The sequence below is a fragment of the Burkholderia anthinoferrum genome (genome assembly GCF_002925705.1).
In the GTDB taxonomy this organism is placed as follows: Bacteria; Pseudomonadota; Gammaproteobacteria; order Burkholderiales; family Burkholderiaceae; genus Burkholderia; species Burkholderia semiarida.
This window is the reverse complement of sequence record NZ_LFZP01000052.1, coordinates 586,336-607,328: the sequence shown is the minus strand read 5'-3', so window position 1 is coordinate 607,328 and position 20,993 is coordinate 586,336. Positions and strand designations below refer to the sequence as shown.

Annotated in this window: 21 protein-coding genes and 1 pseudogene; 20 read left to right on the top strand and 2 right to left on the bottom strand. The window is 66.6% G+C overall.

The features are described 5' to 3' along the window. Positions 1-106 precede the first annotated feature (106 nt). The 3 genes and pseudogenes from C5F75_RS25415 to C5F75_RS37755 form a co-directional block, all read left to right on the top strand. Positions 107-865: a dimethylarginine dimethylaminohydrolase family protein gene (locus tag C5F75_RS25415; RefSeq protein WP_059583135.1), complete on the top strand. Its 759-nt coding sequence runs from the start codon at positions 107-109 to the stop codon at positions 863-865. 98 nt (positions 866-963) lie between these two features. After that, positions 964-1,428 (top strand): Lrp/AsnC family transcriptional regulator, encoded by a 465-nt coding sequence (locus C5F75_RS25410; RefSeq protein ID WP_059582787.1) that lies wholly within the window; start codon positions 964-966, stop codon positions 1,426-1,428. Between the two features lie 202 nt (positions 1,429-1,630). Continuing rightward, positions 1,631-1,768: pseudogene (locus C5F75_RS37755) on the top strand (hypothetical protein); the annotation flags it as partial. Between the two features lie 149 nt (positions 1,769-1,917). Here C5F75_RS37755 and C5F75_RS25400 read toward each other — a convergent pair. Continuing rightward, entirely contained in the window at positions 1,918-2,643 is a 726-nt protein-coding gene (locus C5F75_RS25400; RefSeq protein WP_059582781.1) for a glutathione S-transferase, read from the bottom strand. A gap of 435 nt (positions 2,644-3,078) precedes the next feature. On the opposite strand from C5F75_RS25400, the gene C5F75_RS25395 reads away from it, so the two are divergent. The 8 genes from C5F75_RS25395 to asd all read left to right on the top strand — a co-directional run bounded on the left by C5F75_RS25395 (position 3,079) and on the right by asd (position 9,921). Next, entirely contained in the window at positions 3,079-3,684 is a 606-nt protein-coding gene (locus C5F75_RS25395) for a TetR/AcrR family transcriptional regulator (RefSeq protein WP_081066418.1), read from the top strand. Between the two features lie 170 nt (positions 3,685-3,854). After that, positions 3,855-4,784 carry an alpha/beta fold hydrolase gene (locus C5F75_RS25390; RefSeq protein WP_059582776.1) on the top strand — a complete coding sequence of 310 codons (930 nt, stop codon included), beginning with the start codon at positions 3,855-3,857 and terminating at the stop codon, positions 4,782-4,784. A 265-nt stretch (positions 4,785-5,049) separates the two neighbouring features. Beyond that, complete coding sequence (leuC, locus tag C5F75_RS25385; RefSeq protein WP_059582772.1) at positions 5,050-6,459, top strand: 3-isopropylmalate dehydratase large subunit; 1,410 nt, start codon at positions 5,050-5,052, stop codon at positions 6,457-6,459. 3 nt (positions 6,460-6,462) lie between these two features. Continuing rightward, positions 6,463-6,609, top strand: a complete 147-nt coding sequence (locus C5F75_RS25380) for an entericidin A/B family lipoprotein (protein WP_011548098.1) — start codon at positions 6,463-6,465, stop codon at positions 6,607-6,609. Between the two features lie 68 nt (positions 6,610-6,677). Further along, complete coding sequence (gene leuD, locus C5F75_RS25375; protein ID WP_059582769.1) at positions 6,678-7,328, top strand: 3-isopropylmalate dehydratase small subunit; 651 nt, start codon at positions 6,678-6,680, stop codon at positions 7,326-7,328. Between the two features lie 79 nt (positions 7,329-7,407). Beyond that, positions 7,408-8,475 carry a 3-isopropylmalate dehydrogenase gene (gene leuB, locus C5F75_RS25370; protein WP_059582767.1) on the top strand — a complete coding sequence of 356 codons (1,068 nt, stop codon included), beginning with the start codon at positions 7,408-7,410 and terminating at the stop codon, positions 8,473-8,475. A 119-nt stretch (positions 8,476-8,594) separates the two neighbouring features. Next, entirely contained in the window at positions 8,595-8,714 is a 120-nt protein-coding gene (locus C5F75_RS25365) for a hypothetical protein (RefSeq protein ID WP_006756675.1), read from the top strand. An 85-nt stretch (positions 8,715-8,799) separates the two neighbouring features. Then, the gene (gene asd / locus C5F75_RS25360; protein ID WP_059582764.1) at positions 8,800-9,921 is read left to right on the top strand and encodes an aspartate-semialdehyde dehydrogenase; all 1,122 of its coding nucleotides are present in this window, start codon (positions 8,800-8,802) and stop codon (positions 9,919-9,921) included. A gap of 99 nt (positions 9,922-10,020) precedes the next feature. Here the strand turns inward: asd and flgE are convergent, their stop codons facing one another. Continuing rightward, complete coding sequence (gene flgE, locus C5F75_RS25355) at positions 10,021-11,265, bottom strand: flagellar hook protein FlgE (RefSeq protein WP_059583132.1); 1,245 nt, start codon at positions 11,263-11,265, stop codon at positions 10,021-10,023. A 223-nt stretch (positions 11,266-11,488) separates the two neighbouring features. Here flgE and C5F75_RS36895 point away from each other — a divergent pair, with 223 nt between their 5' ends. The 9 genes from C5F75_RS36895 to folC all read left to right on the top strand — a co-directional run bounded on the left by C5F75_RS36895 (position 11,489) and on the right by folC (position 20,989). Then, complete coding sequence (locus tag C5F75_RS36895) at positions 11,489-11,641, top strand: hypothetical protein (protein ID WP_155634597.1); 153 nt, start codon at positions 11,489-11,491, stop codon at positions 11,639-11,641. Positions 11,642-12,022: 381 nt separating this feature from the next. After that, the gene (locus C5F75_RS25350; protein WP_104012863.1) at positions 12,023-14,173 is read left to right on the top strand and encodes a FimV/HubP family polar landmark protein; all 2,151 of its coding nucleotides are present in this window, start codon (positions 12,023-12,025) and stop codon (positions 14,171-14,173) included. Continuing rightward, positions 14,173-14,985, top strand: coding sequence for a tRNA pseudouridine(38-40) synthase TruA (gene truA / locus C5F75_RS25345; RefSeq protein ID WP_059582759.1), 813 nt, complete (start codon positions 14,173-14,175; stop codon positions 14,983-14,985). Before C5F75_RS25350 ends, truA begins: the two co-directional genes overlap by 1 nt. Beyond that, positions 14,982-15,686 (top strand): phosphoribosylanthranilate isomerase, encoded by a 705-nt coding sequence (locus C5F75_RS25340; RefSeq protein WP_104012862.1) that lies wholly within the window; start codon positions 14,982-14,984, stop codon positions 15,684-15,686. The genes truA and C5F75_RS25340 overlap by 4 nt, the downstream gene beginning before the upstream one ends. 55 nt (positions 15,687-15,741) lie before the next feature. Beyond that, positions 15,742-16,935, top strand: coding sequence for a tryptophan synthase subunit beta (gene trpB, locus C5F75_RS25335; protein ID WP_059582753.1), 1,194 nt, complete (start codon positions 15,742-15,744; stop codon positions 16,933-16,935). A gap of 9 nt (positions 16,936-16,944) precedes the next feature. Then, complete coding sequence (locus C5F75_RS25330) at positions 16,945-17,793, top strand: DNA-methyltransferase (RefSeq protein WP_104012861.1); 849 nt, start codon at positions 16,945-16,947, stop codon at positions 17,791-17,793. Between the two features lie 36 nt (positions 17,794-17,829). Next, positions 17,830-18,645, top strand: coding sequence for a tryptophan synthase subunit alpha (trpA, locus tag C5F75_RS25325; protein WP_059582749.1), 816 nt, complete (start codon positions 17,830-17,832; stop codon positions 18,643-18,645). Positions 18,646-18,710: 65 nt separating this feature from the next. Continuing rightward, entirely contained in the window at positions 18,711-19,583 is an 873-nt protein-coding gene (gene accD / locus C5F75_RS25320) for an acetyl-CoA carboxylase, carboxyltransferase subunit beta (RefSeq protein ID WP_040139428.1), read from the top strand. Between the two features lie 95 nt (positions 19,584-19,678). After that, positions 19,679-20,989, top strand: a complete 1,311-nt coding sequence (folC, locus tag C5F75_RS25315; RefSeq protein ID WP_104012860.1) for a bifunctional tetrahydrofolate synthase/dihydrofolate synthase — start codon at positions 19,679-19,681, stop codon at positions 20,987-20,989. Positions 20,990-20,993 lie beyond the last annotated feature (4 nt).

Below are 20,993 nucleotides of genomic sequence, written 5' to 3'. Positions count from 1 at the left end.
CGCCGAATTCGACGCGAATTGCGCAATTTGGCTTCCGATAATGGTCCGGTCACGACGCCGCCGGCCCGTGCACGGCACGGGTGCGGCGCAGATCATGGAGGAGTCGATGCAATTCACGCAAGCGATCGTTCGCCGTCCCGCGCCGTCCTGCGGCGCGGGCCTGACCACCGCCGAACTCGGCGCACCCGACTACGACAAGACGCTCGCGCAGTTCCACGCATACTGCGACGCGCTGCGCATGCTCGCGGTCGAGCTGACCGAACTGCCGCCGCTCGATGCGTTTCCCGATTCGCACTTCGTCGAGGACGTCGCCGTCGTCACGCCGGAGTTCGCGGTGATCACGCGCCCCGGCGCGCCCGCCCGGCGCGGCGAGACCGCGCACATCGAAGCGTCGCTGCGCGTGCATCGCGAGCTGCTGCCGATGCAACAGGGCCGCCTCGACGGCGGCGACGTGATGCTGGTCGGCAAGCGCTTCTTCATCGGGCTGACGAGCCGCACCGACGCGCAAGGCATCGCCGCGTTCGAGTCGCTGGTGTCGCGCCATGGATATTCGGTCGTCGCGGTGCCGGTTGGCGCCGGCCTGCACCTGAAATCGGTCGTCAATGCGCTTGGCGACGACACGCTGCTCGTGACCGACGCGCTGGCCGCGCATCCGGCGTTCGCCGACTATCGAAGGATCGCGATTTCCGCCGCCGACGAATATGCGGCCAACACGCTGCGCGTGAACGGCACGCTGATCACGCCGGCCGGCTATCCGCGCGTGCATGACGCGATCGCGTCGCTCGGCATGCCGCTGCACGTGATCGACACGAGCGAGTTCCGCAAGATGGACGGCGGCCTGACGTGCCTGTCGCTGCGGTTCTAGTCGATTGGCGCGCGGCGGCGGCGGCCGGATAATATGGCCCGCGTGTGGAACGGCAGACGTTCCTCCCATGAGCCACGACCCGACCGGAGCGAACGCGGATGACCGACAAGAAGATGCAGTTGGACAAGATCGATCTCCGGATTCTCGACATCCTGCGCACCGACGGACGGATTTCCTACCGGAAGCTGTCGGAACGCGTGAATCTCACGCCGCGGCCGTGCCAGGCGCGCGTGGAGCGGCTCGAGGCGCTCGGCGTGATCGAAGGGTACCGCGCGGTGATCAACGCGCCGCGCGCGACCAAGCCGATCGTCGTGATCGCGCAGATCGTGCTGGCCGACCACGGGCGTTCGCAGGCGCCGTTCGAGGAGGAAATGCGCGCGAATCCGGCCGTGCTCGATTGCTGGCTGGTGAGCGGCACGTTCGATTTTCTCGTGCGGCTCGCGTGCGAGGATCTCGACGAGTACCGGCGGATCGCGAACGTGTGGCTGGAAAGCCCGCGATTCCGGATCGAGAAGATCGTGACGACGGCCGAACTGCAGACGATCAAGCGCAGCGTCGTGTGAGGCGACCGGCCAGCCAGGGCCGGTTTCGATGCGAATGACCGGCGCGATCGATTTGCATCCCGAATCGAATCGACTGTCCCGGATCACGATCGGGGTGAACATTATGGATGCCGCGCAAGCGGCAGCGCAGACGGCCGCGCCGTCCGGAGCGACGCTGAAACGCCGTCTGCAGGGCCGTCGCATCGCGATGATCGCGATCCAGCTCGCCGCCGGCGCGATGAATCCGTTGATCCTGACGGCCGTGCTGTCGGCCGGCAATTCGGGTGCCTACGCGGCGGCACGGACGCTGTACAACCTCGCATCGGAAGGGCACGCGCCGATGTTCGCGACGCTGTCGCCGCGCGCGCAAAAGCCGGCTCGTGCGCTACGAGGAAATGGACATCGGGCCGTGGCTCACGCGCTCGGTCGAGGCCGTCGACGCGGCCGCCGCGCGGCACGGGCCACCGCGCCGGTCGGCCGCTGCCGCGATGGGGTAACGGCAGCCGGCCGTTACTTGTCCAGCTCCGGATAGTGCCGGAAGATCCCCATGTCGTTGAACGGGATGCGGCGTTCCGACTCGAGGTAGTGCGCGACGGGCGGATGCCGTGCGACGCGATCGTGCAGCGCGACGAGCCCGGCGATCTTGCGTTCCGCGCGCTTCATCGCTTTCGGAAACGCATAGCGCAGGCCCTCGATCAACTGGAACATCGACAGGTCCGCGTAGGTGAGCGTGTTGCCCGCGATATAACCGCTCTTGTGCGGATTCTGTTCGAGCACGCGATCGAAGTAGCCGAGGAATTTCGGCAGCCGGTTCTCGAGGAAATCGGCCGCGCGCTCGGCCGCTTCCGCCTTCTGGTCCTCGTAGTACAGGCCGCTGCCGATCGGATGGTGCGTGTCGTGGATCTCGGTGATGAAATCGGCGGCGGTCAACTGGAGCTGGTGCACCCACAGCCGGCCGGCTTCGTCGTCGGGCGCGAGTCCGAGCCGCGCGCCGAGAAACAGCAGGATGTTCGCGGTCTGTCCGACGACCACGTCGCCCGCCTTCAGGAACGGCGGTGCGAACGGCACGCATTCCGCTTTCGTGTCGTCCATCATGCGCATCATCGCCGCCACGCCCATCCCGCGTCCCGATTCGCGCGCGACGTCGACGTAGTCGGCCTCGGCTGCTTCCAGCGCGAGGCGCACGTACTCGCCGCGGCCCTGGATTTCAGGCCAGTAATAGAGTTCATATCGCATGCAGTGCTCCTGTCCTTCGATGCTTCGGGTGATGCTCGCATCGTGATGGCGGGAGGGCGGCCGCGTGCCGCCCGTTGCGAATAGACAGTCTACGAGATCGAGTGCGAAATGCCAGCGGCGCCGCGTTTCATGCGCGGCGTTCGTCGCGCCCACACGCCTTCGTGGCTGCGTTCGACCAGTTCACCGCCGATCATGCCAGGGTGCGTGTCGCCGCTGGCGAAGCGGGTCAGCGCCAGCGCAAGCCCGTCACCTATGGGCGCGAACAGGCCTTGACCTTCCCCGTCGGTCGGAAGCCGCCCCGATGCGGAACCCGCGAGGACGAACCCTGCAAGAAACGGAAGGAAAGGCGCGTTTTCGGCCGGTCGTTTAATCGTATGCCTCGTTGCGCGGTTCCGGATCGCTTGATTTGGAAATGATCATTTCCTATAATGCCGCATGGCGACGAAAATTGCACCGAACGTTGGCAGGCCGCGAGAATTCGACATGGAGCAAGCGCTGGACGGCTTCATCCGCGTCTTTCGCGAGCGTGGCTATCATGCGACTTCCATCGGCGATCTGTCCCGGGAGACAGGGCTCACCACCGGCAGTCTTTACAAGGCTTTTGCGGACAAGAACGCCATATTCGTTGCCGCGTTGAACCGGTACGTCGATCGGCGCGCGAGCGAACTCAACACGATCCTTGCCGATGAAAGGAACGGACGGGACAAGGTGCGCGCGCTGCTGCGCTTTTATGCGGACGTCTCGCATGGAGACGAGGGCCGAAAGGGCTGTCTGGTCGTGGGCGGCGCTATTGTTCTCGGTACGTTGGATAGCGAGATCGCCGACATCGTTCACAAATCGATGCAGCGGGTCGAGCGTCTCCTTCGCGATTTGATCAGGCAGGGGCAGGCCGATGGGTCCGTCGATGCCACGCTGAACGCACAAGCCACGTCGAGCTGTCTGTTCACCATGGTGCAGGGGCTTCGAGTGGTGGGTAAGCTCGGCCAACGCCGCAGCGATATGTCGATGCTGGTCGACGAGGCCATGCGGCTGCTCAACTAGGGTAGAGCGTCATCCCTTGGGTAACTCGATGTGAAGTAACACGCGAAACCACGCGTGCGCGCGATCTGGTTCTGTCGAATTAGGAAACGACTATTTCCCAATGCCATTGCTCGCGCTGCGCGTGGTGAACCATCATCCAGGAAAGTCGATTCCATAGAGAGGACGAACTTATGCACCAGCATCAATCGACCGCGGATTCTTTGCCGCTTGCGACCACACCCTATTTTCGCGAAGACCCGCGGCTCAGCGGCTTTCGTCATCGGTTCGATACGGTGGACGGGGTGCGCCTTCATTATGTCGAAGGCGGCCGCACCGACGGCGAGACCATTGTGTTGCTCGCGGGGTTTCCGGAAAGCTGGTACGCGTGGCGCAGAATCATGTCCCTGCTCGCGGACGAATTCAGGATCGTGGCGCCGGATCTTCCCGGGCAAGGCGACTCGGACCGGCCGCTCACCGGGTATGACACGCAGACCGTCGCGACAACGCTTGCGCGCCTGCTGGAGCGGCAAAATATCTCGCGCTTTTACCTGGCCGCTCACGACGTCGGCGCATGGGTCGCCTATCCGTTTGCGGCGATGTATCCCGATTCAGTGAAGCGCATGGCGTTGCTCGACGCCGGGATACCCGGCATCACGCTGCCCGACGCACTGCCGATCGAGCCTCGCAGCGCATGGCGCACGTGGCACTTTGCATTCCATGCGGTAGCCGACCTGCCGGAGACGTTGATCGCCGGCAGGGAGCGCGCGTATCTCGATTGGTTCTTGCGTCGCAAGGCGGCAAATCCCGAATCGTTCTCCGACGCGGATATCGACGAGTACGTCCGGGTGTTCACCAGGGACGGCGGGTTGCGAGCGGGCCTGGCATTTTATCGGGCCGTGTCGGAATCGTCGGCCCAGAACCGCAAGCTGCAGGCGCGAGGAAAGCTGAAGATGCCCGTGCTCGCTGTCAGTGCCGACCAGGGATCCATACCCGACATGGCAGGGCCGCTCGAACATGTCGCGGAAGACGTGACGGCTGCGACGATCGCATATAGCGGGCATTTCATCCCTGAGGAACAACCGCAGGCGCTGGCGCGCGCGTTGCGCAATTTCTTCCGGTAGCACGTCGCCGCGAGTCGATTGCAAGGGCTGGAGCGGCCCACGACGGCCGACATGGTGCGCGGAGCAAGCCCCGTCGGTGCGGCACGCGCCTGTGCCGCACGCGCTGCCGCGCTTGCCGGGTAATACTTATCCGGGTATCGCGTGTACCACCCAACTCACTGTTTTTATTCACTTTTTTCGTTATCGTGGTACTCCATGGGCCGATTTTGCGTGGCATAATCGATCGCATCCGCAAGGCTTGTAGTCACAACGACCCCGCATACCCATGGCACAGACTCTCTACGACAAACTGTGGAACACCCACGTGGTCCACACCGAGGAAGACGGCACGACCCTGCTCTACATCGACCGTCAACTGCTGCATGAAGTCACGAGCCCGCAGGCATTCGAAGGGCTGAAGATCGCGCAGCGCCCGGTGTGGCGCATCAGCGCGAACCTGGCCGTGTCGGACCACAACGTGCCGACGACGGACCGCAGCCACGGCATCGCCGATCCCGTCTCGAAGCTGCAGGTCGACACGCTCGACGCGAACTGCGATGCATTCGGCATCACGCAGTTCAAGATGAACGACGTGCGCCAGGGCATCGTCCACATCATCGGGCCGGAACAGGGCGCGACGCTGCCGGGCATGACGATCGTGTGCGGCGATTCGCATACGTCGACGCACGGCGCGTTCGGCGCGCTCGCCCACGGCATCGGCACGTCCGAAGTCGAGCACGTGCTCGCGACGCAGACCCTGCTGCAGAAGAAGAGCAAGAACATGCTCGTGAAGGTCGAGGGCGCGCTGCCGCGCGGCTGTACCGCGAAGGACATCGTGCTCGCGATCATCGGCAAGATCGGCACGGCAGGCGGCACGGGCTACGCGATCGAATTCGGCGGCTCGACCATTCGCGCGCTGACGATGGAAGGCCGCATGACCGTCTGCAACATGGCGATCGAGGCCGGCGCGCGCGCGGGCATGGTCGCGGTGGACGACACGACGATCGACTACCTGAAGGGCCGTCCGTTCGTGCCGACCGGCGCGGAATGGGATCAGGCCGTCGAGTACTGGCGCCAGTTCAAGTCGGACGACGGCGCGCAGTTCGACCGCGTGGTCGAGCTGAACGCGGCCGAGATCGTCCCGCAGGTCACGTGGGGCACGTCGCCGGAAATGGTCACGTCGATCGACGGTCGCGTGCCCGATCCCGAGCGCGAGAAGGATCCGGTCAAGCGCGACGCGATGGAGCGCGCGCTGGCCTACATGGCACTCGAGCCGAACACGCCGATCGAATCGATCAAGGTCGACAAGATCTTCATCGGCTCGTGCACGAACGCCCGGATCGAGGACATCCGCGCGGCCGCGTACGTCGTGAAGAAGCTGAACCGCCGCATCGCGTCGAACGTGCGGCTCGCGATGGTCGTGCCGGGCTCGGGCCTCGTGAAGGCGCAGGCCGAGCGCGAAGGGCTCGACAAGGTGTTCACCGATGCGGGCTTCGAATGGCGCGAGCCGGGCTGCTCGATGTGCCTCGCGATGAACGCCGACCGGCTCGAGCCGGGCGAGCGCTGCGCGTCGACGTCGAACCGCAACTTCGAAGGCCGGCAGGGCGCGGGCGGTCGCACGCACCTCGTGAGCCCCGCGATGGCGGCGGCCGCGGCGATCGAAGGCCACTTCGTCGACATTCGCCAGCTGGGGTGACGCGTGACGGCATCGAAAGTCATCGCGCGGCTGGTTGCCGCGCTGGCGCTGGCGGGGCTGGGTTTCGGCCTGGCCGGCTGCAATACCGTCCGCGGCTTCGGTGAAGACGTCAACGCCGCCGGCAGCGCGCTGAAGCGCGCCGCGGAGTGACGGTTCCCGCCGAGAATTTGTCGATGTGCGCCGGCTGACTGCCGGCCCTTCAACCGGATAGACGGATCATGGAAAAATTCACTGTACATACCGGCGTCGTGGCGCCGCTCGATCGCGAGAACGTCGACACCGACGCGATCATCCCGAAGCAGTTCCTGAAGTCGATCAAGCGCACGGGCTTCGGTCCGAACGCGTTCGACGAATGGCGTTACCTCGATCACGGCGAGCCGGGCCAGGACAACTCGAAGCGTCCGCTGAACCCGGACTTCGTGCTGAACCAGCCGCGCTACCAGGGTGCATCGGTGCTGCTCGCCCGCAAGAACTTCGGTTGCGGGAGCTCGCGCGAGCACGCGCCGTGGGCGCTGCAGCAGTACGGCTTCCGCGCGATCATCGCGCCGAGCTTCGCGGACATCTTCTTCAACAACTGCTACAAGAACGGCCTGCTGCCGATCGTGCTGACCGAGCAGCAGGTCGATCACCTGTTCAGCGACACGTACGCGTTCAACGGCTACCAGCTGACGATCGACCTCGACGCGCAGGTCGTGCGCGCGGGCGACGGCCGCGAGTATCCGTTCGAGATCGCCGCGTTCCGCAAGTACTGCCTGCTGAACGGCTTCGACGACATCGGCCTCACGCTGCGCCACGCGGACAAGATCCGCCAGTTCGAAGCGGAGCGGCTCGTGAAGCAGCCGTGGCTCAGCACCAAGCTGGTCGGCTGAGCGCGCGTTGCAGGCGGGCGCGCCGTGCGTGCGCTCGCCGGCCTGCCTCCATAACACCCTACCCAGTCAGGAATTTCGCATGAAGATTGCAGTGCTGCCCGGCGACGGCATCGGTCCGGAAATCGTCAATGAAGCGGTGAAGGTGCTGAACGCACTCGACGAGAAGTTCGAACTCGAACAGGCGCCGGTCGGCGGCGCGGGCTACGAGGCGAGCGGCCATCCGCTGCCCGACGCGACGCTGGCGCTCGCGAAGCAGGCCGACGCGATCCTGTTCGGCGCGGTCGGCGACTGGAAGTACGACTCGCTCGAGCGCGCGCTGCGCCCCGAGCAGGCGATCCTCGGGCTGCGCAAGCACCTCGAGCTGTTCGCGAATTTCCGCCCGGCGATCTGCTATCCGCAGCTCGTCGATGCGTCGCCGCTGAAGCCGGAGCTCGTCGCGGGCCTCGACATCCTGATCGTGCGCGAACTGAACGGCGACATCTACTTCGGCCAGCCGCGCGGCGTGCGCTCGGCGCCGGACGGCCCGTTCGCCGGCGAGCGCGAAGGCTTCGACACGATGCGCTATTCGGAGCCGGAGGTGCGCCGCATCGCGCACGTCGCGTTCCAGGCCGCGCAAAAGCGCGCGAAGAAGCTGCTGTCGGTCGACAAGTCGAACGTGCTGGAGACGTCGCAGTTCTGGCGCGACATCATGATCGACGTGTCGAAGGAGTACGCGGACGTCGAGCTGTCGCACATGTACGTCGACAACGCGGCGATGCAGCTCGCGAAGGCGCCGAAGCAGTTCGACGTGATCGTCACCGGCAACATGTTCGGCGACATCCTGTCGGATGAGGCGTCGATGCTGACGGGCTCGATCGGCATGCTGCCGTCCGCGTCGCTCGACAAGCACAACAAGGGGCTGTACGAGCCGTCGCACGGTTCGGCGCCGGACATCGCGGGCAAGGGCATCGCGAACCCGCTCGCGACGATCCTGTCGGCCGCGATGCTGCTGCGCTATTCGCTGAATCGCGCGGAGCAGGCCGATCGTATCGAGCGCGCGGTGAAAACGGTGCTCGAACAAGGCTACCGCACGGGCGACATCGCGACGCCGGGCTGCAAGCAGGTCGGCACGGCGGCGATGGGCGATGCGGTGGTCGCCGCGCTGTAAGCGTGGGAAATGAAGTGCGGTAACTAATGTGGAAAAGGGCGCGAACGGGCCGTGAAAATCGGCCGGTTCGCGCGCGGTTGGCCGTTGTGCGGGCCACCGGCTTTGTGTAGACTCGAACGATGGCGCTGATTTCCCTGATCTCCCCGGTCCTGAAACTCCACGGCAACACTGCCCGTGCGGGTGCGCGCGCCATCGTCATCACGAAAACCATTACCACGAAAACGATCATTAAACGCTGATCGCCGTCGTGCCCGCCTGTTTCCCCGCGCGGTCACGCGGGGACGGAAATGGCGGGGAAGCTCCATTCAAAGCAAAGGGTTAGTCATGAACGTAGGTCTCGTAGGTTGGCGCGGCATGGTCGGCAGCGTCCTGATGCAGCGCATGCAGGAAGAGGGCGATTTCGACCTGATCGAACCGGTGTTTTTCAGCACCAGCAACACGGGCGGCAAGGCGCCGTCGTTCGCGAAAAACGAGACCACGCTCAAGGACGCGACCAGCGTCGACGAGCTGAAGAAGTGCGACGTGATCATCACGTGCCAGGGCGGCGACTACACGAACGACGTGTTCCCGAAGCTGCGCGCGGCCGGCTGGAACGGCTACTGGATCGATGCGGCATCGTCGCTGCGGATGCAGGACGACGCGGTCATCATCCTCGATCCGGTCAACCTCGACGTGATCAAGGACGCGCTCGTCAAGGGCACGAAGAACTTCATCGGCGGCAACTGCACGGTCAGCCTGATGCTGATGGCGCTCGGCGGCCTGTTCCGCGAGAATCTCGTCGACTGGATGACGGCGATGACCTACCAGGCCGCATCGGGCGCGGGCGCGCAGAACATGCGTGAGCTGCTGTCGCAGATGGGCACGCTGAACGGCGCGGTACAGGAACAGCTCGCCGATCCGGCCTCCGCGATCCTCGACATCGACCGCCGCGTGCTGGCCGCGATGAACAGCGACGCGATGCCGACGAGCCAGTTCGGCGTGCCGCTCGCCGGTTCGCTGATCCCGTGGATCGACAAGGATCTCGGCAACGGGATGTCGAAGGAAGAGTGGAAGGGCGGCGCGGAAACCAACAAGATCCTCGGCAAGCCGGCGATGGGCGAACCGGGTTCGATCCCGGTCGACGGGCTGTGCGTGCGGATCGGCGCGATGCGCTGCCACTCGCAGGCGCTGACGATCAAGCTGAAGAAGGACGTGCCGCTCGACGAAATCAACGGCATCCTCGCATCGGCGAACGACTGGGTGAAGGTCGTGCCGAACGAGCGCGAAGCGTCGATGCGCGACCTGTCGCCGGCGAAGATCACCGGCACGCTGTCGGTGCCGGTCGGCCGCCTGCGCAAGCTCGCGATGGGCGGCGAATACCTGTCGGCGTTCACGGTCGGCGATCAGTTGCTGTGGGGCGCGGCCGAGCCGCTGCGCCGCATGCTGCGCATCCTGCTCGACAAGTAAGCACGCTCGCTGTCCGGCTCGCGGGCCGGGCTGCACGATACGACGCGCCGCGTCGGCCTCGAGATTCGGGGCCGGCGCGGCGCGTTTTTCATGCGCGGTTCAGCGCAGGTTCAGCAACGTCTGGTCGACGGCCTGCTGGGTCTTGATCGTCTGCGCATTCGCCTGGTAATTGCGCTGCGCAGTGATCAGGTTCACGAGCTCGGTGGTCAGGTTGACGTTCGCGTTTTCGAGCGCGCTGCCCTGCAGCGTGCCGTGGTTCGTGCTGCCCGGCGCGGAGATCTGCGGCACGCCCGACGCGGCCGTTTCCGCATACTGGTTGCCGCCGATGTTCACGAGCCCGTTCGGGTTGTTGAAGTTCGCGAGCGCGATCAGGCCGAGCACCGTGCTCTGTCCGTTCGAATAGTTGCCGGTCAGCTTGCCGTCGCTGCCGATCGAGAACGTCGTCAGCGTGCCGCTCGCGAAGCCGTCCTGCGCGAGATTGTTCACGCCGTCCTTGCCGCCGTATTGCGTCGTGCCGCCCAGGTCGAGCGTCAGGTTCTGCGGATTGGCGCCGCCCGTCGTGTTCGGGATCGAGAACGCGAACTGGCCGAGGCTCGGCGTCGGCTGCCCGGTCGCGGCCGACGTCGTCGAGCTGATCCGGCCCGATGCGTCGAACGTGACGGTGCCGAGATGCGTCGGCGTCTGGCCCTGCACGCCCGCGTAGGCCTGCCACGTGCCGGCCGCGCTCTTTGCGAAGTACATCGTGACCTGCTGCGAGCCGCCGAGCGTGTCGTAGACCTGGATCGACGAGTTGTAGTTGAACGTCGTGTTGTCGGTCGCGTTGAACGGCGTCTTGGCCGGCACCTTGTCCTGGGCGTTCAGGTTGAACTGGCCGGTGATCTTGTTCGTCGCGCGCGGCGCGATGTTGCTGGTCGGCGCCTGCAGCGGCACGGTCTGCGCGGTGTTGATCGCGCCGCCGGCGCCTGCCGCATAGCCCATCAGGTTGCGGCCTTGCGCGTCGACGATCGCGCCGTTCTTGTCGCGGTGGAACGTGCCGTCGCGCGAGTACGTGGTCACGCCGTTGCTCGACATCTGGAAGAAGCCGTTGCCGTTGATCGCGACGTCGAGCGACGACTTCGTCGAATTGATGGTGCCCTGGCCGAAATTCTGTTGCACCGACGCGAGCCGCGTACCGATGCCGATCTGCGTGTTGACCGACGTCGCGACCGAATTCGCGTACATGTCCGCGAAGTTCGCGCGCCCCTGCTTGAAGCCGACCGTGTTTGCGTTCGCGATGTTGTTGCCGATCACGTCGAGGTTGCTCGACGCGCCGGCCAACCCGCTCAAACCCTGCTGATAGCCCATGTTCGTCCCCGTAACGAGCTGGTAGTGAATGCAGTCGTGCGACTGCGCGATGGCCCTCTGGTCCTTCACGGCATCGGTCCGACCGCGAAGTCGAAATATGCCGATTCCCGTTTGAAGGCGATCGTATCGACGGCAACGGTTGGGTCTGTGTAATTTTGTGTAATGAAATTGAATTGATGCGGAAAAGATCGCCTTTGTATGAGAGACAGGTGGGCGGAAGGCGATGAAAGCCTTATGGGGCGGGGCTTTGGTGATGTGGATTTTCATTTCGCCGATAAGCGGGATGAACTGCCTTCTTATCGACGAATTGAAATTTGTTGGTTCGGGATTGATTGCCGGCTGGGATTATTTGGATTTCCTGCGGCTAATTCTTTAACGGCTGGCGGGGCGGGTCATTGAGGGAGCGTTTGCGATGCTGTCGCCGTGATCCTGCGGTGGACGCGCAGTGAGCACCGAAAGGCCGCGTCATTCGAGCAGGGGGCGGTGCTGTTGCGAGACGGTTTTCGACAGCGCGCGTGGGGGGCGTTCTGGTCGATCGAATGCATGGGCTGCGGCAGGCGGACCCGCCCGACGCGCGCGCCGGCTGGCGACGAATTCGGCCGGAACTCGAGCGCGTGAAGTAAACTACGCGGTTACGACGCACAGACCCGCCGAAAGCGTCGCGTTTCGCGCGACGCTTTTGCATTTCTGCAGCAACTTTATTGACGCTTCCAACCGCGAATCCGAGCCGCGCCCGCGCGCGGCGATAGAGCCAACGATGTCCCGAATTTCCTTGTTTCCGCGTCAGTCCCGTCTGTCGCGCGCCGTGCGTGGGGCGCTGACGATCCTGGCGCTTGGCGCAGCCGCATCGGCGTGGGCAGTCGGCACCGGCGAACTGCCGGCGTCCGCCGCCGGCGCCGCCGCACCGCTTACCGTGACGGTCCAGCCGGGCCAGTCGCTGAACGACATCGCGAAAGCGGCCACGCAATCGCACGACCCGGCCGTGCTCGCGCGCGCCGCCCGTGCGCTGTTCGACGCCAATCCGCAGGCGTTCATGAAGCGCGACGCGAGCCGGCTGAAAGTCGGCGCGACGCTGACCGTGCCCGCGCTCGACGCCACCGGCGCGGCGCTCGTGCCGGCCGGCGCGTCCGCTGCCTCCGGTGCGACGGCCGCTTCCGCGCCCGCCGCCGCATCGGGTGGGGCGGCGATCGCGCAGCACGGCGCATCCGCGCCGCATCCTGGCTCGGCGGTGCAATCCGCGCCGGTGGCGTCGGCCGTGCATGCGGCTCCGGTGAGCGGTGCGAGTGCGCCGGCGGCGGGGGTGGCGGTTTCGATCGGTGCTTCGGCTTCGACCGGTGCTTCGGCTTCGACCGGGGCGGCGGCCGCACAGGGCGCGTCGGGTGTCGACAGCACGCAGCCGGCGGCGCCCACGGGCGGTGCCAGCGGCCCGCATGTGTGGAGCGGGGCGATCCAGTCGGCGCCGTCGTCCGCGAGCGAGGCGGCGGGGCAGGCGGTGCCGGGCAGTCCGGTTTCCGGCGTGCGCGAACCGGGCGGCGCGGCGCCCGCCGTGGGAGCGTCGCAGCCCCGGCCGTCGAGCTTGCAGCAATTGCTGGCGTTGAAGAATCGCGTGCTGATGGAGTTGCAGAAGCACGGCATCGGCAAACCGGCGACGACGACCGGCGTCGCGCCTGCGCCGGCTCCGGCGCCCGCCGCGTCGCGTCCGGCCGCGAATGACGTGAGTGCGTCGGCCGCTGCATCGACGGCGGACGAAGCCGCGTCGGGTGTGGCAGCCAGTGCGCCGCAACCGGCATCGGCTTCCGTGCAACCGATCGCGCCCGTCGCGACACCGGCACGTCGTACCGAACAGATGGACTGGCGCCCGGCCGCCGCGGCCGGGGCAGCCGTGATCGTGCTCGCGGCCGGCTTCGTATGGCGCAAGCGCCGGAGGGGGCGCCGCGCGGACGACGCGGGTGCCGATACGACTGCTGCCGCAGCAGGCGGCGCCGCGGTTGCGGCTGCGGGAGCCGCGCCGTCCGTCGAACGTGAACTGCCGATCACGCCCGAAATGCCGATCGCACGCGATGCGGCGTCCGACATGAATCTCGCCGCGGCGACTGCCGCGGCGGCCGAGACGGTCGAGTCGCCCGTAGCGGACACATCGGCTGCGCCTGAAGTGGCGGCACCGCGCGACGAGTCGCCCGAATTGCCGGCTGCCGACGCTGCCGTGTCGCCCGCGCACGACGCGACTCCGGTTCCGGCTGAGGCTCCGCCCGACGCAGAACCGGCGGAAAAAAACACTGGCGCCGACGAGCAGGCCGAGCCGACCGAGCCGACCGCCGCATCCGTCGCCCCTTCGACAACCGAAGCACAGCACGCGACGCTGATGCAGAACGCGATCAGTGCGCTCAACAGTCTCGACATGCCGTTGCCGCCGCGGGCGGCGGACGAGCCGTCGTTGACGCCGGAGGCGCTCTCCGCGCGGGCAGCACAGCCCGACACCGGCAAAATCGCAACTAACGGTCAATCCGCCCAGCACCCGCCTATGGGTTCGGATGAAACGACACCGGAACATCCGGTTGACCACGACGACGAGTTCGACTGGGATCCGGACGCGGCGACGCCCGCCGGCCAAGCGGGCGGCCCGCCTGCGGCGACATCGCTGCCGCCGCTCGGCGGCGCGCAGTTCGGCGCGCTGAAGCTCGATTTCGATCTCGACCTGCCGTCCACGCCGGGCGCCGCACTGCCCGCGCTCACCGCGGACGAGCTCGCGCGCATCGCGCGCAACAAGCTCGACCTCGCGGCCGAATACGTCGAGCTGGGCGATCTGGCCGGCGCGCGGACGCTGCTGCAGGAAGTGGTCGACGCGAACGACGCCGCGACGCGCGACGATGCACGCGCGCTGCTCGCGAAACTGGCGGACGAGGCGTGATGCGGATCGCGCTGGGCATCCAGTACGACGGCGCGGCGTTCTGCGGCTGGCAGGCGCAGCCGCACGGCAAGACCGTGCAGGACCGGCTCGAGCATGCGCTGGCCGAGTTCGCGCGGGTGCCGCTGCACACGACGGTGGCCGGGCGCACCGATACCGGCGTGCACGGGCTCGGGCAGGTCGTGCATTTCGACACGGATCTCGAGCGCGAGGTGTTCTCGTGGGTGCGCGGCACCAACGCGTTCCTGCCGCCGACCGTGTCGGTGCAATGGGCGAAGCCGATGCCGGACACGTTCCATGCGCGCTTCTCGGCGTTCGAGCGCACCTATTACTACGCGCTGTACGTGCATCCCGTGCGTTCGCCGATGCTGGCCGGGCGCGCCGGCTGGATCCACACGCCGCTCGACGACGACGCGATGCGCGCCGCCGCCGCGCACCTGATCGGCGAGCATGATTTTTCGTCGTTCCGGTCGTCGGAATGCCAATCGAAGACGCCGGTCAAACACCTGTATCAGATCGACGTGCGGCGCGCCGGGCATTTCATCCATTTCCGCTTTCGCGCGAACGCGTTCCTGCATCACATGGTGCGCAACCTGATGGGCTGCCTCGTCGCGGTCGGGCGCGGCCGCTATCCGGCCGACTGGCTCGCCGACGTGCTGGCCGGGCGCGACCGCAACCTCGCCGCACCCACGTTCATGGCCGACGGGCTGTACCTCGCCCACGTCGGCTACCCGGCGGAATTCGCCGTCCCGCCCGCGCAGCTCGGCAGCGTGCCGTGGAGCAGCGTCTGGGCCGATCTGGACCCACAATCATGACGGATCACGCCGTGTCCCCTTCGAGTTCCGCCGCGGCGGCGGGCGTGCCGCCGCGCACGCGCATCAAGCTGTGCGGGCTGTCGCGGCCCGAGGACGTGCTGCACGCGGCAGCCCTCGGCGCCGATGCGATCGGCCTCGTGTTCTACCCGAAGAGCCCGCGCGCGGTGACGATCGCGCAGGCGGCCGAGCTGGCGAGCCTGGCGCCGCCGTTCGTCTCGGTGGTCGGACTGTTCGTGAATGCGACCGAGGCCGAGATCGAAGCCGTCGTGCGCGACGTGCCGCTCACGATGCTGCAGCTCCACGGCGACGAGACGCCGGCGCAGTGCGAGGCGCTCGGCCGCGCGGCGCGCCTGCCGTGGTTGCGCGCGGTGCGCGTCGGCCCCTCGACGCAGCGTGCCGATTTGGTAGAATCGGCTCTTCATTATTCGAAAGCGCGCGGCCTCCTGTTCGACACCCTGGTGCCGGATTACGGCGGTAGCGGCAAGGTCTTCGATTGGTCTCTTATTCCCGCAGAGCTCGCGCGTCGGGCCGTTTTGAGTGGTGGCTTGAACGCGCAAAACGTCGGTGATGCGATCCGCCAGCTGCGTCCGTTTGCTGTCGATGTCTCGAGTGGCATCGAAGTGGAGGGCGCGAAGGGCGTGAAGGATCACGCCCGGATGGCGGCGTTCGTACGCGCGGTGCGCGAAGCGGACGCCGGGTGATGCAAGCCGGTGCGGCCCCGCGGGCGGGGCGCACCGACCGATCGAGAGAGACACCATGTACAACCTTCCTGATGATCGCGGCCATTTCGGCCCGTATGGCGGCGTGTTCGTCGCCGAGACGCTGATTCATGCGCTGGACGAACTGCGCGCGGCGTATGAAAAGTTCCAGAACGATCCCGATTTCGTCGCCGAATTCGAGCGCGAGCTGAAGCATTTCGTCGGCCGTCCGTCGCCGATCTACCACGCGCAGCGCTGGAGCGAGACGCTCGGCGGCGCGCAGATCTACCTGAAGCGTGAAGACCTGAACCACACGGGCGCGCACAAGATCAACAACGTGATCGGCCAGGCGCTGCTCGCGAAGCGCATGGGCAAGAAGCGCGTGATCGCGGAAACGGGCGCCGGCCAGCACGGCGTCGCGACCGCGACCATCTGCGCGCGCTTCGGGATGGAGTGCGTCGTCTACATGGGCGCCGAGGACGTGCGCCGGCAGGCCGCGAACGTGTACCGGATGAAGCTGCTGGGCGCGACGGTCGTGCCGGTCGAATCGGGTTCGCGCACGCTGAAGGACGCGCTGAACGAAGCGATGCGCGACTGGGTCACGAACATCGAAAGCACGTTCTACATCATCGGTACGGTCGCGGGCCCGCACCCGTACCCGATGATGGTGCGCGACTTCCAGCGCGTGATCGGCGACGAGTGCAAGGTGCAGATGCCCGAGCTCGCGGGCCGGCAGCCCGACGCGGTGATCGCCTGCGTCGGCGGCGGGTCGAACGCGATGGGCATTTTCTATCCGTACATCGACGATACGTCGGTGCAGCTGATCGGCGTCGAAGCGGCCGGCGACGGCCTCGACACGGGCCATCACGCGGCGTCGCTGATCGCCGGCAGCCCGGGCGTGCTGCACGGCAATCGCACGTACCTGCTGCAGGACGACAACGGCCAGATCATCGAGACGCATTCGGTGTCGGCGGGCCTCGACTATCCGGGCGTCGGCCCCGAGCACGCATGGCTGAAGGACAGCGGCCGCGCGCAGTACGTGCCGATCACCGACGCGGAAGCGTTGAAGGCGTTCCACGACTGCTGCCGGATCGAGGGGATCATTCCCGCGCTCGAGTCGAGCCATGCGATCGCGTATGGCGTGAAGCTCGCGCCGACGTTGCCGAAGGACAAGATCCTGCTCGTCAACCTGTCGGGCCGCGGCGACAAGGACATGCACACGGTCGCCGAGCGATCGGGCATCGCGCTCTGACCCCGACCGATGCGTGACCTGATCGAAGAGCCGGGCGGCGGCGCCGCGAACGAGGCGGAGGCGGTTCAGCCCGCCGCCGTGCCGCGCGCGCTGCCGCCCGGTATCGAACTGCACAACCGCGATTTCCTGACCGATGCCGCGCACTTGCCGGATGCGTCGATCGACCTGATCGTCGCCGATCCGCCGTACGGGCTCGGCAAGGACTACGGCAACGATTCGGACAAGCGTTCGGGCGACGATTTCCTCGCGTGGACGCGCGAGTGGCTCGAACTCGCGATTCCGAAGCTGAAGCCGAGCGGGTCGATGTACATCTTCTGCACGTGGCAGTACGCGCCGGAAATCTTCAGTTTCCTGAAGACGCAACTCACGATGGTCAACGAGATCATCTGGGACCGGCGCGTGCCGAGCATGGGCGGCACGACGCGCCGTTTCACGTCGGTGCACGACAACATCGGCTTTTTCGCGGTTTCCAAAGCGTATTACTTCGATCTCGATCCGGTCCGCATCCCGTACGACGCCGACACGAAGAAGGCCCGCTCGCGCAAGCTGTTCGAAGGCAGCAAGTGGCTGGAGATGGGCTACAACCCGAAGGACGTCTGGTCGGTCTCGCGCCTGCACCGGCAGCACGCGGAGCGCGTCGATCATCCGACCCAGAAGCCGCTGGAAATCATCGAGCGGATGGTGCTCGCAAGCTGCCCGCCGGGCGGCCGCGTGCTCGATCCGTTCATGGGCAGCGGCACGACCGCGGTGGCCTGCGCACGGCAGGGGCGCGACTTCGTCGGCTACGAGATCAACGAAAGCTATTGTGCGATCGCGCACGAGCGCGTGAGCGCGCTCGCCGCGCCGGCGTGCGCGTGAATCGCGCCGCCGCCGAATGCACTGAGGAAAATTGCCATGTCCCGTATTCAGCAGACCTTCGCCGCGCTCGCCGAACAAGGCCGTAAGGGCCTGATCCCGTTCATCACGGCCGGCGACCCGGACCCCGCGAAAACCGTCGAATTCATGCACGCGCTCGCCGCCGGCGGCGCGGACGTGATCGAGCTCGGCGTGCCGTTCTCGGACCCGATGGCCGACGGCCCGGTGATCCAGCGCTCGTCGGAGCGCGCGCTCGCGCGCGGCGTCACGTTGAAGAGCGTGCTCGCCGACGTGAAGCGTTTTCGCGAAACCGACCCCAAAACCCCCGTCGTGCTGATGGGCTATGCGAACCCGATCGAACGGATGGGTGTCGACGCGTTCGCGGCCGAAGCGCACGCGGCCGGCGTCGACGGCGTGCTGGTGGTCGACTATCCGCCGGAAGAGGCGGGCGTGTTCGCCGAAAAGATGCGGGCCGCGCAGATCGATCCGATCTTCCTGCTCGCGCCCACGTCGACCGACGAACGCATCGCCGACGTCGGCAAGATCGCGAGCGGCTACGTGTATTACGTGTCGCTCAAGGGCGTGACCGGCGCGGGAAATCTGGATGTTTCGAGCATTGCAGGTAAAATCCCGGCCATCAAGTCGCGCGTGCCGGTTCCGGTGGGCGTCGGCTTCGGTATCCGCGACGCCGAAACGGCGCGTGCGGTGGCCGAAGTGTCGGACGCCGTCGTGATCGGCAGCCGCCTCGTGCAACTGCTCGAGAGCGCCGCGCCGGAAGGTGCCGCCGCCGCGCTGAAGACGTTCATCGCCGAGCTGCGCGCCGCCCTGGACGGTGCCGGCAACACGGCGCGATAAACACAACACAGGAAGCGGGAACGGGCCGCGTCGGCCCGCCCCGCCACGGAACAGGAAACCATACGATGAGCTGGCTCGACAAACTGTTGCCGCCGAAGATCAAGCAGACCGACCCGAAAAGCCGCAAGGGCATTCCGGAAGGCCTGTGGGTCAAGTGCCCGTCCTGCGAGGCCGTTCTCTATCGCAACGACGTGGACGCGAACCTGCACGTGTGCCCGAAGTGCGATCACCACATGCGCATCGGCGCGCGCGAGCGCCTCGACGGGCTGCTCGATCCGGAAGGCCGCTACGAGATCGGCCAGGAGGTCGTGCCGGTCGACTCGCTGAAGTTCAAGGACAGCCGCAAGTACCCCGATCGTCTGAAGGAAGCGATGGACGAAACCGGCGAGACCGACGCGATGGTCGTGATGGGCGGCGCGATCCACACGCTGCCGGTCGTGGCAGCGTGCTTCGAGTTCTCGTTCATGGGCGGCTCGATGGGTTCGGTCGTCGGCGAGCGCTTCGCGCGCGGTGCGCAGAACGCGCTGGAGCAGCACGTGCCGTTCATCTGCTTCACGGCATCGGGCGGCGCACGGATGCAGGAAAGCCTGCTGTCGCTGATGCAGATGGCCAAGACCACCGCGATGCTGACCAAGCTGGCCGAAGCGAAGCTGCCGTTCATCTCGGTGCTGACCGACCCGACGATGGGCGGCGTGTCGGCGAGCTTCGCGTTCCTCGGCGACGTCGTGATCGCGGAGCCGAAGGCGCTGATCGGCTTCGCCGGCCCGCGCGTGATCGAGCAGACGGTCCGCGAGAAGCTGCCGGAAGGCTTCCAGCGCGCCGAATTCCTGCTGAAGACGGGCGCGATCGACATGATCGTCGACCGTCGCAAGATGCGCGACGAGATCGCGCAGTTGCTCGCGCTGCTGCAGCGACAGCCGGCCGACGCGCTGGCCTGACCGGCGCAACGTCGTGACTCCGCGCGTCGCCTGGCTTCTCAGGCGGCGCGCTTTGCTTTTTGGCGTAGTGGCGGTACCGATCCAGATTTGATCCGATGAGCACATTTCCCACTCTCGACGCGTGGCTTTCGCATCTCGAACGCGCGCACCCGGTCGGCATCGACATGGGCCTGACCCGCATCGGGCAGGTCAAGGCGGCGCTGCAGCTCGAATTCGCGTGCCCGGTGATCACCGTCGGCGGCACGAACGGCAAGGGCTCGACCTGCGCGTTCCTCGAGACGATTCTCGTGCGCGCGGGTTACAAGGTCGGCTGCCACACGTCGCCGCACCTGCTCGCATTCAACGAGCGCGCGCGCGTGAACGGGCAGAACGTGACCGACGACGAACTGCTGCCGCACTTCGAGGCCGTCGAAGCCGCGCGCACGTCGCTGGCCGAGCCCGTGTCGCTCACGTATTTCGAATTCACGACGCTCGCGATCCTGCATCTGTTCGCCTCGCGCGGGCTCGACGCGGTGATCCTCGAAGTCGGCCTCGGCGGCCGGCTCGATGCGGTGAACATCATCGACACCGATTGCGCGATCGTCACGAGCATCGACATCGACCACACCGAATACCTCGGCGACACGCGCGAGAAGATTGCGTTCGAGAAGGCCGGGATCTTCCGCGCGGGCAAGCCGGCGATCTGCGGCGATCCGGCCGCGCCGCAGACGCTCGTCGACCACGCCGAAGCGATCGGCGCCGATCTGTGGCTCGTCGGCCGCGATTTCCGCTACGAGGCGCAGGCAGGGGCCGAGCGCCAGCAATGGAGCTACCTCGGCCGCGACAAGCGCTATCCGGCGCTCGCGTATCCGGCGCTGCGCGGCGCGAACCAGCTGATCAACGCGTCGGCCGCGCTCGCCGCGCTCGAGGTGCTGCGCCCGGTGCTGCCGGTGTCCGCGCAGGACATCCGGCTCGGGCTCGCGAACGTCGAGCTGCCGGGGCGCTTCCAGGTGCTGCCCGGCAAGCCGGCGATCGTGCTCGACGTCGCGCACAACCCGCATGCGTCGGCCGTGCTCGAGCAGAACCTCGGCAACATGGGCTTCTTCCCGTACACGTACGCGGTGTTCGGCGCGATGCACGACAAGGACATCGACGGCGTGCTGCAGCACCTGAAGGGAGAGATCGACCACTGGTGCGTGACCGACCTGCCCCTGCCGCGCGCGGCCTCCGCGGAGCAGCTCGAAGCCGCGCTGCGCAAGGCCGGCGTGGAGGAGGGGCCCGATTCGAGCGTGACGCGTTACGCGTCGCCCGCGGAAGCGTTTCGCGGTGCACTAAAAAGAGCATCCGAGAATGATAGAATCGTGGTTTTCGGCAGTTTCCATACGGTTGCCGGCGTGCTGGCCTACCGTAAATCGCAGCAACACTGACTGA